Consider the following 15,231-nt stretch of genomic DNA (forward strand, 5'->3'; position numbering starts at 1 on the left):
GCCCGTTGGCTGGCTTTCCGGGCATCCTGCCGTGGCAATGGCCGTTGCGGGACCGGGGCCGGGGCGGATACGGTTTCCCCACCGGTCCGCGGGACCTATCCGGCGGACCCCAGAACAAGACGGACGATGGGCAGAAAGGGCGAAAGATGAGGGGCTTGATGGGGAAGCGCCGGCGGCTGTGGCTGGCGGCGACGATGGCGTCCACCGCGCTGGCGCTGGCGGCATCCGGAATGGCGGTTGCGGCGGAAGCGCCCGCCCATGACACCGTGGTCTATGCCGGCGCGCTGATCGATGGCGTGACCTTTGCTCCCCGCCGGCAGGTCACCATCGTGGTGCATGAGGGCAAGGTGGCGGCGGTGGAGGCCGGCTATGTCGCCCACCCCGGCGCCACGGTCATCGACCTCAAGGATCAGACGGTGCTGCCCGGCCTGATCGACTGCCATGTCCACATCGCGTCCAAACTGCCCAGCCAGGCCAACGCGGTGGAGGACATGGTGACCCACAGCGCGGTGGATGCGGTGCTGGACGGCGCCGTCTTCGCCCGCGCCATGCTGCTGCAGGGTTTCACCAGCGCCCGCGACGTGGGCGGCGGGGACGACACGGTGTCGCTGCGCAACGCCATCGACGCCGGCAAGGTGCCGGGCCCGCGCCTGTGGGTGTCACTGGAACCCCTGGGCCCCACCGGCGGCCACGGCGACCCTTCCAACGGTTTTGATTCCCGGTTGCACCATCCCGATTGGCAGAACGGCATCGTCGACACGCCGGACATGGCCCGCCTGCGGGTGCGCGAACACCACAAGCGCGGCGCCAACCTCATCAAGATCATGCCCTCCGGCGGCATCGCCAGCACCGGTGACGATCCCCGCGCCCAGCTCATGACCAATGAGGAGATCAAGGCCGCCATCGATACGGCGCACGCGCTGGGCATGAAGGTGGCGGCCCACACCTATCCCGCCCAGGCCATCATCAACACCGTGAACGCCGGCGTCGATTCCATCGAGCACGGCTCTTTCGCGGATGCCGACGCGGTGAAGGCCATGAAGGCCCACGGCACCTACCTGGTGCCGACGCTGACCGTGTACGACGTGTACATGAAGGCGGCGCAGGAACATCCCGAACTGCTGCCCCCGGGCACGGCGGAAAAGGAACTGGCCAACGACGCCATACCGAAGCGCAACCTGCCCCTGGCCTACAAGGCGGGGGTGAAGATCGCCTATGGCACTGACATCGGCGAGGGCGACCACGCCCGCGAATTCGCCCTGCTGGCGGAGGCCGGCGTGACCCCGGCCGACGCCCTGTCGTTCGCCACCCGCAACGCCGCCGACCTGATCGGCGCCGCCGACCGCATCGGCACGGTGCAGCCCGGCCGCTACGCCGACCTGATCGCCGTCTCCGGCGACCCGCTCAGCCATCTTGAATTGATGGAACAGGTGCGGTTTGTCATGAAGGGGGGCGTGGTCTACAAGGCCGATGGCCACCCGGTCGCGCTGCCGTGACCGGGGACCAAGTCCAACCGCGAGGGCCCGAAGGCCAGGGCCCAAAGGAAAGGGGAGGGCGGATGTGAGGGGAAACGAGGGCGATATCAGCCTGGCGGAACGGTGGCGCACCCGCATCCCGTCCTGGCACACCTTCCTGGAACGGGCGCAGATGGACCGGCGGCTGGCCATTTATGACTTGCTGCCCATGATCTGGACGCCCCGGGCGCGCGATGTCGCCGCCGCCATCGTGGCCTTTTTCCAGCCCAAGTCGCCCTGGCCCCGGCCCACCAACCAGGCCCGGTCGTGGGCGCGGGATCTGGCCTGGCAGGGGCTGGTGCCCCTGCCGGCGCTGGATGGCGAGGTGGCGGCCGAGATCCGCGCCTATTTCCAGGGTGTGCCGTGCAGCGACCCCTTCCGGCCCCATCTCGGCACCTTCCCCTGGGACAGTCCCGCCAGTGATGAAACCAACATGGGCTATTACGCCGTGCAGGACATCCTGGCCGCCCCCCATGTGCTGTCGCTGCTGAACGACCCCACCATCCTGGACGTGGCGGAGCTGTACCTGGGCTGCAAGCCGGTGCTGGACAATATCGGCTGCTGGTGGTCCTACGGCGACCGCCCCATGGCCAAGGGCACCCAGCGTTATCACCGCGACTGGGACTCGCTGAAAGGCTTCAAGCTGTTCTTCTACCTGACGGACGTGGGGGAGGAGGACGGCCCCCACGTCTTCGTGCGCGGCAGCCACCGCGACCCCCGCCTTGCGGTGGGCAAGGCCCTGTCGGATGAGGGGGTGCACCGCGTCTTCGGCCTGGACAAGGTGGCGGCCATCACGGGGCCGGCCGGCACCCGCTTCCTGGCCGACACCTTCGGCGTCCATAAGGGCCAGTTGCCCCGCACCGGCCGCCGCCTGATCCTGACGGCCCAGTACAACGTCCACTCCTCCCCCCATACCCCGCGCCAACCCTGGCTGAACCGCGACAGCCATTTCGACCCGGACGTCAACCGGCGGGTGATGAAGCGGCGTTAGGACGCGCCGGGTTCCACAGGCTGCGATGGTATAAGCCCAGGCGGAAACCATGGATGGGGTGGTGGCGATGCGGCGTGCCTGGGGTGGTGTTGTCCTGGCCTTGGCGATGATGGCGGCGACCAGTCCGGCCGGGGCCATTTACATTCAATCCCCGACCACCGGGCCCCTGGCCGAGGCGGCGCCCCAGGCCGCGGCCTATATGGCGCGGGCCCAATCGACCCTGGACGAGCACGCGTGCGACCCGGCCGACCCCGTCTGCGCCCTGGGCATCGCCGCTTTTGCCAACACCGCCGCCTTCACGGTGGGCCACGCGGCGTGCGATGACCAGGCGTGCGAGGCGCAACGAGCGACCCTTGAGGCCGACTACCGCGCCAAGGCGGACGCCATCCGCGCCCGGGTCGCCCGCGACGACACGTTCGTCAGCCAGGAGGTCGTGGGCATGGTCGAGGGTCTGCGGGCCCGGGGCGATGCGCCCAGCAAGGCGCAGGTGGACGCCTTGCTGAATCGGGCGCAGACCGCCCTGAACATGGACGCCTGCCCCATTACCACGCCGGCCTGTGTGGAAGGGGAATTGACGCTGATCTGGGACATGGACCAGATGGTTCGCGCCTTCCCCAACTGCAACGCCCTGGCCGGGGCTGAGGTGCAGGCCTGCTGGCAGGCCTTGGGCCCGCGCATGCGCGCGACCGATGCGTATGATCGGCGGCGGCTGCGGCGGCTGATGGAGGCCATCGGCTGGCCGAGTGAGCGTGACTGGGGCCGCCGGGCGGCCACGGGAGCATGGCTGGTGGCGCAGCATTCGGGGCGCGCCGATCCCGACCTTCAGGCCGCGGTGCTGGTGGCGGTCAAGGCGGCGGTGGATGCCGGCAAAAGTCCGGCGGCCCAGTATGCCTATCTTTTCGATCGCCAAGCCGTGAGCACCGGCAAGGAGCAGATGTACGGCACCCAGGGGGGTTGCGATCCCGCCCGCAAGGCCTGGGTCATGAGCCCGGTCGCCGACCCCGATGGCTTGGCCGAGCGGCGGGCCGCCCTGGGCCTGGAACCGATGGCGCTGTACCAGCAGCAATCGGACCGTTTCTGCCGGGGCGGCAAAGGCAACGAGGACTGACGCCGCCAAAAGCAAAGCCCCGCCAGGACGGACCCGGCGGGGCTTTCGGATTTCAAACGCCCATGCGCCTTAGAGCGAGATGCGATCATGTCTGATCGCATCTCGCTCTTAACCTGTTCATGATAGAGCGGATTTACACGATCAGGTGACTACACCTGATCGCGTTCCGCTCTAGGCGCCGTGGCACTTCTTGTACTTCTTGCCGCTGCCGCAGGGGCAGGGATCGTTACGGCCAACCTTGTCCGCCGTGCGGGGGCGCGGGCCCATGGCGCCGTCGACATAGTACCAGCGGCCGTCGCGCTTCTCGAACCGGCTGGTCTCGTGGTGCAGGTAGTCCTTGCCCTCGAAGTTGAAGCGGGCGACGAACTCCACCTTGCCGGTGTCATCCTCAGGGCCGCCGGCTTCGGTCCAGCGCACCTCCAGGCCCTGCCACTTGCTGTCGCGGGCCCACTGCTCGGTCTCTTCGCGGTTGAAGTCCTCCGCCGTCTCCGGCAGCAGCGTGCTTTGCAGATAGTCGATGTTGTGGACGATGAAGGCGGAGTAGCGCGAGCGCATCAGCGCTTCGGCCGTGGGCGGCAGGGCGGTCCCCGCATGATAGGGGCCGCAGCAATCTTCATAGGCGCGGTCGCTGCCGCAATGGCACTGGCTCATCGTCGTGACGTCTCAAGGGCTGATAGAAGGAAGGATTGCGCAAGGCAGATACCGCAAACCGCCGCCGGGCGCCAGTGCGCAGGCGCCGGGGCTTGCCCGCGATGATGCGGCCGGGCGCCAAAACCCTGCGCGCAACGGTGACGCTCCAGCTCTGCGCCGCCGGGGACTTGCGCGGGGCGGTCTCTGGGCTCATGTCCTAGTCATAGCAGGATGCGTGCCCAGGGCGCATGCCGACCCCATCCTTGCCCGTGGCGCCATCCCTTCAGGGAGTGCACGAACCATGTCCTTGCCTGGCAACATCGCTTCGATGGCGGGCGCGGCCACCGCGACCCAGCCGAAACATGCCTGGTCCGCACCAGCCAAGCGCGTTCTCAGGGGCCTGGTGGCCGGCGCCGCGCTGCTCGGCCTGTCCGGCTGCGTGGCCGACGGCTACTACAGCGCGCCGGTCTATTCAGGCTCCTACGTTTATTCCAGCTACCCCTACTACGATTATTATGGGGGCTATCCCTATTACGTCGGCGTCGGTGGCTATTACCCCTATTACGGTTGGGGCCGTGGCTATTGGCATGGCGGGGGCTATTGGCGCGGCCATTATTGGGGGGGCGGCCACTGGGGCGGCGGTCATTACTGGGGCGGTCACGGCGGATTCGTCCACCATTAAGGCCATCCGGCCGCGCGGGGTTGCCACGGCGCCCGGTCCAGCGATGGGCCGGGCGTTTTTCCGTCCGGGGCCCCGTCGCGCCTTCCTCCCCATCCGCTGCGTCAGCCTGCCGCGCCTTCGGGCCCGATCATGCCCCGCCGCCGCCGTGTTGTCGTCGCAATTGGCCGCCACAGTCATCCCATGCCGCCACCCTGTTTCAGAAATCCGTTCCAGGTTGCGGCCCGATAGTCCGGAGAAAAATCATGTCTGATCGAACCCGTTCCATCGTGACCCGGCTGGTGCTGGCTGGGATGGTGCTGGCCGGACTGTCCGGCTGCGTCATCGAAGAGCGCCCCTATTACCACCATCACTACTGGTATCATTACTAAGCCCACCGCCTGCTGGGCCCCTGGGTGACACCCAGGGGCCCGGTGCCGGGTGACAGAGGCCGGAGGCGCCGGGAAACCGTGCCTCCGGCTTTGTTTTTATGGGCGTCGGCGTGTCCATCGCCGCACGCGGGGCTGATCCGCACAAAGGCCGGATTGGTTGGCGGGCGGGCTGTCGCCATCATTACCCCTCGCTGGGCCGCGATTTCCGGGGCGGCGTGTTTCGGGGCGGTGGGTCCGCCTCAGGGGGTTTACGTGGCGGTGGAACAGGTGGTCCAGGGCGCGGCGCTGGCCGGCGGGACGTCTGCGGTTTCTGATGCGGATACGGCCAAGCGCCGGGGCACCGGGTTGTTGACCCAGCGCGGCGTGGGTTTCGTCGCCATGCTGGCCTTGCTGATGTCCTTCGGGCCCATGTCGGTCGACATGTACCTGCCGGCCATGCCGCAGATCGCCCAAGATCTGGGCATCAGTCAGGCCAGTGTGGAATCCTCGCTCACCGCCTTCTTCCTGGCCTTTGGCCTGTGCCAGCTGTTCTGGGGGCCCCTGGGCGATCGTTTCGGCCGCCGTGGTCCCATCCTGGTGGGTATCCTGCTGTATCTGGCGGGCAGCGCCGGCTGCGCCGCGGCCCAGAACATCACGACCCTCAGCCTGTGTCGCGCGATGCAGGCGGCGGGCGCCTGCGCCGCTCCCGTCCTGGCACGCGCCATGGTGCGCGATGTCTTCGACCGAGACCGTGCCGCCAGCGTGTTCTCCATGATGATGCTGGTCATGGGCATTGCGCCCATGGCGGCGCCACTGCTGGGCGGGCAGGTCCTGGTTTATCTGGATTGGCGGGCCATCTTCTGGGTGCAGGCCGGCTTCGGCTTGGTCGCCATGGTGGGCCTGGTGTCGCAGCCGGAGACCCTGAATCCGGCGACGCGGGGGCATCTGCACTGGCTGACGCAGTTGCGCAACTACGGCCAGTTGATGGTCAGCGGCCGCTTCCTGGGCTACGCGCTGACCTCCAGCATGATCTACGGCGGCATGTTCGCCTACATCGCCGGCACGCCCTTCGTGTACATCGATTATTTCAAGGTCCCGGCCGGCCTGTACGGCCTGTTGTTCGGCCTTAACATCGTCGGCATGATCATCGTCAACATGATCAACAGCCGCCTGGTGCTGCGCCTGGGCACGGATCGGCTGCTGGCCCTCGGCTCCGCCTGCATCGCCCTGTTCGGCATCGGGCTCGCCATCGCGGGCTGGACCGGTGCCGGGGGGCTCTGGGGCATCGTGGCCGGCCTGTTCCTGTTCATGGCCTTCACCGGCCTGATCGGCGCCAACGCCACGGCCGGCGCCCTGGCCTCCTACCCCCACATGGCGGGCACGGCGTCGGCGCTGATGGGGTCCAGCCAGTTCGTCACTGGCGCGGTGGTGGGCACCCTGGTCGGTTGGCTGGCCGATGGCACGCCCTGGCCCATGGCCGCCATCATCGGCGGGCTGGGCGTCCTGGGCCTGGTCTTCAACCGCCTTCTGATCCGCTGAGCGTGGCGGCCATTCCCGTGGCGGCCGTCCCATGACATGTGCGCCGCGTCACTGAGACGCGGGTGGCCTTTGCCTTAAACCACTGCACGATTGCACTGGACCGGACGCGCCGGGCCGTGGCGGGGGCCAACCGGCCGAACCTGTCCGCGCGGCTGGTCTTTCTTGACATGCGTTTCCTATCGCCAGCCCCTGCACCCAGCCTTCGCGCTGTCGTCCGTGCGGGGGAACGAAACCGTTTTGCCGGATCGAAGGTTTCCACGATGTCCACGCCGCGCACCCCCGTCATCCCGTCCTCGCCCGCCCCCTTCCGGCTCCGCCGGCTGGCTGTCGCCTTCCTGCCGCTGATGCTGGCCGCTTGCGCGCTGGATGGGGAAACCCCCGACCCGGCAAAGACCCTGGTGATGCCGTCCAGGTGGGATGCCACGTCCACCCAGGGCGGCGTCGCCGATGGCACCACCAAGACGGCGGCCGTGACCACCACGGCCGCCGCCTGGCCCAGCACCGACTGGTGGTCGGGTTTCAACTCCCCGGAACTGACCCAGTTGCTGGCCCAGGCGCGGGCCGACAACCCCGACCTGGGGGCCGCCGCCGCCCGCATCGCCCAGGCCGAGGCCCAGGCGGAAATCGCTGGCGCCCCCTTGTGGCCCAGCGTCCAACTGGGGCTGGACAGCACCCGGTCCGGCAGCCGCAACATGAAGGGATCGGCCGCGCGGGCCTTGAGCACCGTGCCGGCCAGCGACTACGCTGGCAATGTGCACCAGGCGTCGCTTTCCGCCAGCTATGAGATCGACTTCTGGGGTAAGAACCGCGCCAGCCGTGACTCCGCGCAATTTAGCCTGGACGCCAGCCGTTTCGATAATGAAACGGTTGCCCTGTCGCTCAGCAGCAATGTGGCGTCGACCTATTTCCAGATCCTGGCCCTGCGGGACCGCCTGGCGGTGGCACGCGGCAACCTGGAAAATGCCGAGCATGTGCTGTCCCTGATCGAGGCCCGCGTCGCCGCCGGCGCCGACAGCCAGCTGGATCTGGTACAGCAGAAGTCCATCGTGGCCACCCAGCGCGCCGCCGTCCCGGCCCTGGAACAGCAGGAGCGCACGCAGGTGAACGCCCTGGCCATCCTGCTGGGCCGGGCGCCGGAAGGCTTCACCGTTCAGGCCACGGGCCTGGCCGACGTGCAGCCGCCGGCCCTGGGCACCGGCGTCCCGGCCGAACTGCTGACCCGCCGCCCCGACATCCGCTATGCTGAGGCGCAATTGGCCGCCGCCGGCGCCGACATCACGGTGGCGCGGACCCAGATGCTGCCGTCCGTCACCCTGAACGCCAGCACCGGCGTCGAGGCGGCGACCCTGGCCCATCTGGTGAACGCCCCCACCCTGTTGTTCAGCCTGGGCGGCAACCTGGCGCAGAGCCTGTTCTCCGGCGGCCGGCTGGAGGGCCAGGTGCGCCAGGCGGAAGGCCGGCACCGCGAATTGGCGGAGGATTACCGCAAGGCCGCCCTGTCCGCCCTATCCGACGTGGAAAGCGCCGTCTACTCCATCGACCGCTACCAGGACCAGTACAGCCTGCAAAAGGACGCCGTGGCCCAAAGCCAGCGCGCCTTCGAACTGGCGGAGGACCGGTACAAGGGCGGCCTGACCGATCTGCAAACCTTGCTGGATACCCAGCGCACGCTGCTGTCCACCCAGGACACCCTGGCCCAGGTGAAGCTGTCGCGGGTGCAGGCTAGCGTCAGCCTGTTCAAGGCGCTGGGCGGCGGCTGGCAGGACGACGGCAGCAGCTTCCTGTCCCAGGCCAAGGCCGCGCGCTGATCTCAGCCGCGTCGATCTCAAGCAAAACCCGCCCTGGCGCTGGCCCGGGCGGGTTTTCTTATGCGTTTACGCCTGGGCCGCCTTCATGGCCGCGGCGACATAGTCCCACAGGCCCTGGTCGAAGGGCAGGCCCTGGCCCTGCGGATCGCGGTCCAGGGCCTTCTGCCATAGGCCGGTGGTGCGGTGCGCCACCGCCCCGTCGCCCTGGGTGAAGGCCGCGACCAGGCTTTGCCAGCGCCGGGCGGCCTCTTGCGCGCGGACGTCGCTGGCGGGCACGTCGGCCTGGCGCAAGGCCTGGATGTCGGCGATCAGCCGGGTCCAGGCGCGGGCACCCTCCGCCGCGTCCTCCTCACTGCCCCGGGGTGTCATCAGGGTGGCGCGTTCCTCGGCCGTGTAGTCCTCGGCCAGGACGGTGCGCAGGGTTTCAGGCATCGTGTTCATGTCCAATCTCCGGATCAAAGTGCACAGGTCATCGACGGAGATCGGGGTGGTGCCGGGGCGGGATGGGTCCGTGCGGGCCAGGGCCTGTTCCACCAGATCCAGGCCCGCCTGGGCCGCCGCCAGCCGCCCGCGCCAGAGGGCGGCCTGCACCTCCAGCACGCGCCGCAGCGACGGGGTGTCGCCGGCCAGGACCCGGGCGATCTCGGCCAGCGACAGGCCCAGGGATTTCAGCGCCTGGATGATGCCCAGGCGCTGGAACTCCCGGGGCCCATACAGCCGCCAGCCTTTGTCAGTGCGCGGCGGATCCAACAGGCCCCTGGCCTCATAGACCCGCAGCGCCCGGACGGTCAGCCCGGTGCGCGCGGCGGCGTCCGCCGCCGTCAGCACCGGTTCCGCCGTCCGTTTCCTGGCCATGCCGTTCGCCCTTGTCTGCACCGTTCGTCCCCGATCATCGTCGATAAGGGACGGTGCGGGTATGACCCAGGGTCCGGCTCAAGCGCTTTTTTCGCTCAAAAGATTTAAGGCCGGCGACTGCCGGCGTTTGAGGAAATGCTTACGCGTAATCGACCGTCAGCGGCGCGTGGTCGCTGAAGCGCTGGTCCTTGTAGATGGCGGCCCGCTGGGCGGTGGCGGCGACGCCGGGGGTGGCGATCTGGTAATCGATGCGCCAGCCCACGTTCTTGGCCCAGGCCTGGCCTCGGTTGGACCACCACGTGTAGCCCTCCTCCCCCGCCTCGGGGTATAGGCGGCGATAGACGTCGACCCAGCCCTGTTCATCGAACAGGCGGGACAGCCAGGCGCGTTCCTCCGGCAGGAAGCCGGAGTTCTTCAGGTTGCCCTTCCAGTTCTTCAGATCGATTTCCTTATGGGCGATGTTCCAGTCGCCGCAGATGATGACCTGGCGACCCGCCTGGGCCAGGGCCGCCATATGGGGCAGGAAGCGGTCCATGAAGGCGAACTTGGCGGCCTGGCGATGCTCCCCGCTGGAGCCGGAGGGCAGGTAGACCGAGACGACGGACAGGTCGCCGAACACCGCCTCGACATAGCGGCCCTCGGCGTCGATGTCCTCATGCCCCAGGCCGATGATGACCTGGTCCGGCGCCTTGCGGCTGTAGACGCCGACGCCGCTGTAGCCCTTCTTCTCCGCGTATTGGAAATAGCCGTTGTAGGCGACGCCGGCGGCGTCGCTGGGCGCTAGCATCAGGGGCGTCATGTCCTCGGCCTGGGCCTTCAACTCCTGCACGCAGACGACGTCGGCGTCCTGGGCCGCCATCCACTCGAAAAAGCCCTTGGTGGTGGCGGAGCGGATGCCATTCAGGTTGGCGGAGATGATGCGCATGCTGCGGCTTTCGTCAGAAAGAAGAGGGGGGCCGACGGGCCCCCCTCTCGGTAAACAAATCCGGCCGTTTCAGCAACAGCGGCCGACCTTGCCGCTGTAGCGCGCCTCCTGCCGTTCGCGGAAGAATTCCTCCCGCGACATGACGGGCTGGTCCGGATGGTTGAGGCGCCGGTGCTCAACATAGCTGTCGTAGTCCGGCAACCCCACCATCAGGTTGGCCATGCGGGCCACCAGCTTGGCGAAGGGCAGTGGCGTACCGCCGTTTTGCGCCTGTGCCGCCATCAGTCGTCCCCGGCCGCGACGGCGGCCCCGCCCCCCAAGGACACGGCGCCGACCTCGTGCGTCGTGGCGCGCGGGTTGGCCAGGGCCTTGCGGATGTTCAACAGGCCGAACACCAGCATGGACACGACCACGGCCATGAACACGCCGCACAGGGTGGCGTCGACATAGTCGTTGGTGATGACCCGGGCCATGGCCTCCGTCGTCTTGGCCGGGGCCAGGACCTTGCCGTCGGCCAGGGCGGCCGAGAACTTCTTGGCGTGCGCCAGGAAGCCCACGGCCGGGTTGTCATCGAACAGCTTCTGCCAGCCGGCGGTCAGCGTGCAGATGGACAGCCAGGTGGTGGGCAGGATGGTGATCCAGGCGAACTTCTCCCGCTTCATCTTGAACAGGATGACGGTGCCCAGCATCAGGGCGATGGCCGCCAGCATCTGGTTGGAGATGCCGAACAAGGGCCACAGCGTGTTGATGCCGCCCAGCGGGTCGACCACGCCCTGGTACAGGAAATAGCCCCAGCCGGCGACGGCGATGGCCGTGGCCAGCAGGTTGGCGCCCCAGCTTTGGGTGACGCGCAGGGCCGGCACCGCTGTGCCCAGCAGATCCTGGATCATGAAGCGGGCGACGCGGGTGCCGGCGTCGACCGTGGTCAGGATGAACAGGGCCTCGAACAGGATGGCGAAGTGGTACCAGAAGGCGGTCATGGACTGGCCGCCGACCAGGCTGGACAGGATGGTCGACATGCCCACGGCCAGGGTGGGGGCGCCACCCGCGCGGCTGAGGATGGTCGACTCGCCCACGTTCTTGGCCACCTGGGCCAGCTCCTCGGGCGTGATGGCGAAGCCCCAGTTGCCCACCACCTGCGCCGCCTGGTCCACCGTGGTGCCGATGACGCCGGCGGGGGTGTTCATGGCGAAATAGACGCCGGGGTGCAGCACGCAGGCCGAGATCAGGGCCATGATGGCCACGAAGCTTTCGGCCAGCATGGCGCCGTAGCCGATCATGCGGGCCTGGGTTTCCGTCTCCAGCATCTTGGGCGTGGTGCCGGAGGAGATCAGGGCGTGGAAGCCCGAGACCGAGCCGCAGGCGATGGTGATGAACAGGAAGGGGAACAGCTGGCCGGAGAAGACCGGGCCGCTGCCGTCGACGAAGCGGCTGACCGCCGGCATGTGCAGCTCGGGCATGACGATCAGGATGCCCACGGCCAGCGCGATGATGGTGCCGATCTTCAGGAAGGTCGACAGATAGTCGCGCGGCGCCAGCAGCAGCCACACCGGCAGGACCGAGGCGATGAAGCCATAGCCGATCAGCAGCAGGGCCAGCGTCTCACCCTTGAAGGTGAAGGCCGCGGCCCAGGCGGGATCCTCCGCCACCCACTGGCCGCCCATGATGCCCAGCAGCAGCAGGACCAGGCCGATGGCCGACATCTCGCCCACGCGGCCGGGGCGGATGAAGCGGCCGTAGACGCCCATCAGCACGGCGATGGGCATGGTGGCGAAGACGGTGAAGGTGCCCCAGGGGCTGCCGGCCAGGGCCTTGACCACGATCAGCGCCAGCACGGCCAGCAGGATGATCATGATCAGCAGCACGCCGAACAGGGCGATGACGCCCGGCACCGTGCCCATCTCGGACTTGATCATGTCGCCCAGGGACCGGCCGTCGCGGCGGGTGGAGGCGAACAGGACGATGAAGTCCTGAACGGCGCCGGCGAAGACCACGCCGACCAGGATCCACAGCGTGCCGGGCAGGTAGCCCATCTGTGCTGCCAGGACCGGGCCCACCAGGGGGCCGGCGCCGGCGATGGCGGCGAAGTGATGGCCGAACAGCACCCATTTGTCCGTGGGCACGTAGTCCAGGCCATCGTTATGGCGGATGGCCGGGGTGGCGCGCCCGCCGTCCAGCTTCAGGGCGGCGTTGGCGATGTACAGGCTGTAGAAGCGATAGGCGATGGTGTAGGTGCACAGGGCGGCCACAACCACCCACAGCGCGTTGATGCTTTCGCCGCGCGACAGCGCGACCACGCCCAGCGATCCGGCGCCGACAAGCGCCACGATCAGCCAGACGAGCCGTCCGGCGGTTCCATTCATTCCGTTTCCTCCCAAGTATCCCACACCCCAGCCCAGGCGAAGGGGGTACCCCGAATTCTCTTAAACCGTGAACCCCTGTCCGGGCAGGCCGCGACGGGGGCCAGGCAGGACCTTACAGTGTCACGCCAGAGCTAACAGCCTTGATATTACAGGATCGTTTGCCGCTTGGACAGGGGCGGCCCTCAGGGTTTCGCCGCCGTTGGGCGGTCCGTTTTTGTGCGCTGCGGTAAAGGATTTGTTCATAGTTAGGAGCGATAACAGCAGGGCAACTTGGTTGCGTTTTCCTCCCTTTTAAACTCGACCCCGGCGCCTTTGAGGCTGCCGGGGTTTTTTGTTGCGCCGTGCGCTGGCGCCCTTTGCTGCGGTGGCGAGAAAACAAAACGGCCCCGCCTGGATGACCAGGCGGGGCCGTTTTGCTTTGGGCCGATATGGTTGGCGGCTCACTTGCCCTGGATGGTGATGGTCAGGGTGTCGGTGTAGCTGCCGGCGATGGCCTGGGCGTTGGCGGGGACGGTGACGGCGACGGTGGCGGTCTTGTTGAACTGGGCGGAGGAGCGGACGACGTTGACGCTGCTGCCGCTGGACTGGCCGTCGTAGATGGGGGTGTAGCTGACGGGCTGGGCGCCGGTGGCGTTGGACTTCAGGGTGCCGCCGTTGGCGGAGGTGACGCTGATCTGGTAGCCGGCGCCGTCGTTGCAGGTTTCGACCACGCTGCCGACGGTGACGGCGTTGGAGCCGGTCAGGATGTTCAGCTGGGCGCCGGCGTCGGTGACGGCCACGGTGCAGGTCTGGGCGACGGTGCTGTTCAACTGGATGGTGCCCGAGGCGCCGGCGGCGGCGAAGGCGGGGGCGGCGGCCAGGGAAGCGGCGGCGATCAGGGCGGCGGCGGCGAAGCGGATCATGACGGTGGTTCCTATCGGTTCGGCTGGGCTTGTTGCCCGTTTGCTTAATGGGAGGGGTATCAGCAAACGGGGTGCCAGAACCGGGGCCGCGCCGGGCTAATCTGTTAATACATTGATAAGGTTAATATATCGGATTTATGCCGGCCGAGCTTGTCAGGCGTGGCCCGGCAACCCTTGCGTTCCGCAGTGGGCGGAAGGCCAGGAATGCAAGGGAATCAATGCATTAGGATTTGCCGTTCGCCAGGGTCGGCCCGGACGCGCGAAAGGGCGCCCCGGCCTGGGGCGCCCTCTGGCACAGCGAAGAAGGGGTCGGCTTACTTGCCGGCGATGGTGATGGTCAGGGTGTCGGCGTAGCTGCCGGCGATGGCCTGGGCATTGGCCGGGACGGTCACGGACACGGCGGCGGTCTTGTTGAACTGGGCGCCGGAGCGGGTGACGGTGAAGCTGGAGCCCGAGCCGTTGGTGCCGTCGTAGGTCGTGGTGTAGCTGATGGGCTGGGCGCCGTTGGCGCTGGACTTCAGCGCGCCGTTGTTGGCCGAGGCGACGGTGATGGTGTAACCGGCGCCGTCGTTGCAGTTCTCAACCACGCTGCCGACCGCCACGTTGCTGGAGCCGGACAGGATGTTCAGCGTGGCGCCGGCATCGGTCACGGCCACGGTGCAGGTCTGCGCAACCGTGCCGCTGAGCCGGATGCTGCCCGACGTGTCAGCCAGGGCGGGGGCGGAGATCAGGGCGGCGAGGAGGGCGGTGGCGGCGGCGATGCGGCGGATCATGGCGTAGGTCCTAATCGGTTCGGGGTGGGCTTTGCCCATTTGGTTCATGTCCCGTTATAAGCACGTGCCGTGCCAATTTTCACCGAGTCGCCGTGAATGTATTAATTTCAATTAACTAACATGATCTGCCTCGCAGGTGGCGCGGCGTCATCCTACGATGCGATGCGGAATTTAACCTTTTGCACTGCGATACGCATCGCGCCTTTTGAATAGTTTGGTTACCAACGCATTGCATAATGCAAGCAATGCCGAACCCCAACCAGGCTCCCCGCTTATGCAGGGTCTTATAGAGTTGGTTGGTAAACCAGTTGGTCGACGATTGATCCATCTCAAGGACGTCACGGGTGGGGTTCGCTACCCCGATGGCACTGCCTGTCTTGACGGGCGCCAGGGGGAACACATGACCATCACCATCGCTGTCCTTGCCGCGCCGGCCTCTTCCTCTTCCTCAGGTCCGGACGGTTCGGGGCCCAGTGGTTCGAGTTTGGGCGGCGCTGACGGTGAACTGATGGGACATCTGCTTATCGCCTATGCCATGGGGTGTGCCGCACGGCGCGAGGGACATAGCCTTTTGTCTAATCCCTTCGAGGCAACCGATCCGCTTGGCTCTTTAGGTGATGTCGCTGATGCCGACGCCTGGCGCGAGGGCTGGTTAAGTGGGGGGTAGAAACGGGTTAATCCATTGGGAAAGAAGAGTTATTTTCCTGTGGGACCGGGCATGCCGCTTATGCTTTTCGCGCTGGCCTGCCCCTTTGGGCGCCTTTGGGTGACGCAAGGGGGGAAGATGGCGGATG

At 67.4% G+C, this 15,231-nt stretch carries 15 protein-coding genes; 8 read left to right on the forward strand and 7 right to left on the reverse strand.

Translation table 11 applies throughout. From position 1 onward, the window contains the following. Nucleotides 1-158 precede the first annotated feature (158 nt). The 3 genes from ULB03_RS19360 to ULB03_RS19370 all read left to right on the forward strand — a co-directional run bounded on the left by ULB03_RS19360 (nt 159) and on the right by ULB03_RS19370 (nt 3,613). Nucleotides 159-1,496 (forward strand): metal-dependent hydrolase family protein, encoded by a 1,338-nt coding sequence (locus tag ULB03_RS19360; protein WP_322484733.1) that lies wholly within the window; start codon nt 159-161, stop codon nt 1,494-1,496. Between the two features lie 64 nt (nt 1,497-1,560). Next, complete coding sequence (locus ULB03_RS19365) at nt 1,561-2,505, forward strand: phytanoyl-CoA dioxygenase family protein (RefSeq protein ID WP_322484734.1); 945 nt, start codon at nt 1,561-1,563, stop codon at nt 2,503-2,505. A gap of 67 nt (nt 2,506-2,572) precedes the next feature. Then, a complete protein-coding gene (locus tag ULB03_RS19370) occupies nt 2,573-3,613 on the forward strand; it encodes a DUF6624 domain-containing protein (RefSeq protein ID WP_322485234.1) in 1,041 nt (346 codons plus the stop codon). Nucleotides 3,614-3,784: 171 nt separating this feature from the next. Here ULB03_RS19370 and ULB03_RS19375 read toward each other — a convergent pair whose 3' ends face one another. Continuing rightward, nucleotides 3,785-4,264: a YchJ family protein gene (locus ULB03_RS19375; RefSeq protein ID WP_322484735.1), complete on the reverse strand. Its 480-nt coding sequence runs from the start codon at nt 4,262-4,264 to the stop codon at nt 3,785-3,787. A gap of 280 nt (nt 4,265-4,544) precedes the next feature. Between ULB03_RS19375 and ULB03_RS19380 the strand changes: the two genes are divergently transcribed. From ULB03_RS19380 to ULB03_RS19395, 4 genes are all read left to right on the forward strand, one after another. Continuing rightward, nucleotides 4,545-4,925, forward strand: a complete 381-nt coding sequence (locus tag ULB03_RS19380; RefSeq protein WP_322484736.1) for a hypothetical protein — start codon at nt 4,545-4,547, stop codon at nt 4,923-4,925. 242 nt (nt 4,926-5,167) lie between these two features. Further along, nucleotides 5,168-5,293, forward strand: coding sequence for a hypothetical protein (locus ULB03_RS19385; protein WP_276509109.1), 126 nt, complete (start codon nt 5,168-5,170; stop codon nt 5,291-5,293). Nucleotides 5,294-5,545: 252 nt separating this feature from the next. Beyond that, nucleotides 5,546-6,811: a Bcr/CflA family multidrug efflux MFS transporter gene (locus ULB03_RS19390; protein ID WP_322484737.1), complete on the forward strand. Its 1,266-nt coding sequence runs from the start codon at nt 5,546-5,548 to the stop codon at nt 6,809-6,811. Between the two features lie 260 nt (nt 6,812-7,071). Further along, nucleotides 7,072-8,619, forward strand: a complete 1,548-nt coding sequence (locus tag ULB03_RS19395; RefSeq protein ID WP_322484738.1) for an efflux transporter outer membrane subunit — start codon at nt 7,072-7,074, stop codon at nt 8,617-8,619. A 66-nt stretch (nt 8,620-8,685) separates the two neighbouring features. On the opposite strand, the gene ULB03_RS19400 is transcribed toward ULB03_RS19395, so the two are convergent. From ULB03_RS19400 to ULB03_RS19425, 6 genes are all read right to left on the reverse strand, one after another. Next, nucleotides 8,686-9,474, reverse strand: a complete 789-nt coding sequence (locus ULB03_RS19400) for a MerR family transcriptional regulator (RefSeq protein ID WP_322484739.1) — start codon at nt 9,472-9,474, stop codon at nt 8,686-8,688. 139 nt (nt 9,475-9,613) lie between these two features. Beyond that, nucleotides 9,614-10,399: an exodeoxyribonuclease III gene (locus tag ULB03_RS19405; RefSeq protein WP_322484740.1), complete on the reverse strand. Its 786-nt coding sequence runs from the start codon at nt 10,397-10,399 to the stop codon at nt 9,614-9,616. 69 nt (nt 10,400-10,468) lie between these two features. Then, nucleotides 10,469-10,681, reverse strand: a complete 213-nt coding sequence (locus ULB03_RS19410) for a YbdD/YjiX family protein (protein ID WP_322484741.1) — start codon at nt 10,679-10,681, stop codon at nt 10,469-10,471. Next, on the reverse strand, nt 10,681-12,762 hold the full coding sequence (locus ULB03_RS19415; RefSeq protein WP_322484742.1) for a carbon starvation CstA family protein: 2,082 nt from the start codon (nt 12,760-12,762) through the stop codon (nt 10,681-10,683). Before ULB03_RS19415 ends, ULB03_RS19410 begins: the two co-directional genes overlap by 1 nt. A 440-nt stretch (nt 12,763-13,202) precedes the next feature. Further along, nucleotides 13,203-13,664, reverse strand: a complete 462-nt coding sequence (locus tag ULB03_RS19420; protein WP_322484743.1) for a spore coat protein U domain-containing protein — start codon at nt 13,662-13,664, stop codon at nt 13,203-13,205. A gap of 314 nt (nt 13,665-13,978) precedes the next feature. Then, a complete protein-coding gene (locus tag ULB03_RS19425) occupies nt 13,979-14,437 on the reverse strand; it encodes a Csu type fimbrial protein (RefSeq protein ID WP_322484744.1) in 459 nt (152 codons plus the stop codon). A 400-nt stretch (nt 14,438-14,837) separates the two neighbouring features. Between ULB03_RS19425 and ULB03_RS19430 the strand changes: the two genes are divergently transcribed. After that, nucleotides 14,838-15,104 (forward strand): hypothetical protein, encoded by a 267-nt coding sequence (locus ULB03_RS19430; RefSeq protein ID WP_322484745.1) that lies wholly within the window; start codon nt 14,838-14,840, stop codon nt 15,102-15,104. The last annotated feature ends 127 nt before the right edge of the window (nt 15,105-15,231 follow it).

It is taken from the genome of Nitrospirillum goiasense (genome assembly GCF_034427435.1).
In the GTDB taxonomy this organism is placed as follows: domain Bacteria; phylum Pseudomonadota; class Alphaproteobacteria; order Azospirillales; family Azospirillaceae; genus Nitrospirillum.